Below are 783 nucleotides of genomic sequence, written 5' to 3'. Positions count from 1 at the left end.
CGGGTCCGCTGGGCCGACTGGGACGGCGACGGCAAGGCCGACTACATCATCCTGGGCGACGACGGCTCCGTCCACGTCTACCTCAACAAGGGCACCGACGGCCACGGCGGCTGGCAGGACTACGGCCAGGTCGCCATCGGCATGACCAACGACAAGTCCCGCGTCCGCTTCGCCGACTGGGACGGCGACGGCCGCGCCGACTACATCGTCATCAACCCCGACGGCTCCGTCCACGTCATGCTCAACAAGGGCGGCGACGGCCACGGCGGCTGGCAGGACCTCGGCCAGGTCGCCGTCGGCACCACCACCAACCCCAGCCAGGTCACCTTCGCCGACTTCGACGGCGACGGCAAAGCCGACTACATCAGCACCGCCGACAACGGCAACGTCAACGTCTACCTCAACCGAGGCGGCGACGGACACGGCGGCTGGAACGTCCTCGGCCAGGTAGCCCTCGGCCTCACCACCGACCGCAGCCGCATCCGCTGGACCGACCTCGACGGCGACGGCAAGGCCGACTACACCGTCATCAACCCCAACGGCTCCATCACCACCTACCTCAACCGAGGCGGCGACGGACACGGCGGCTGGAACAACCCCGGACAGGCCGCCCTCGGCCTCACCACCAACCAGAACGCCGTCAACTTCGCCGACATCACCGGCGACGGCCGCGCCGACTACCTCCTCACCAACCCCAACAACACCGTCAACGCCTTCGCCAACAACGGCATGGACGGAAACGGCGGCTGGATCGACTACGGCCAGATCGCCGCCGGCGCCTGA

At 68.6% G+C, this 783-nt stretch carries 1 protein-coding gene; it reads left to right on the top strand.

The window, feature by feature from the left end:
• A partial coding sequence (locus tag ABD330_RS32370; protein ID WP_344469891.1) for an FG-GAP repeat domain-containing protein occupies window positions 1-783 on the top strand: 783 nt, incomplete at its 5' end.

It is taken from the genome of Kitasatospora kazusensis, from assembly GCF_039529945.1.
GTDB classification, from domain to species: Bacteria; Actinomycetota; Actinomycetes; order Streptomycetales; family Streptomycetaceae; genus Kitasatospora; species Kitasatospora kazusensis.
This window is presented reverse-complemented; position numbering and strand designations above follow the sequence as displayed.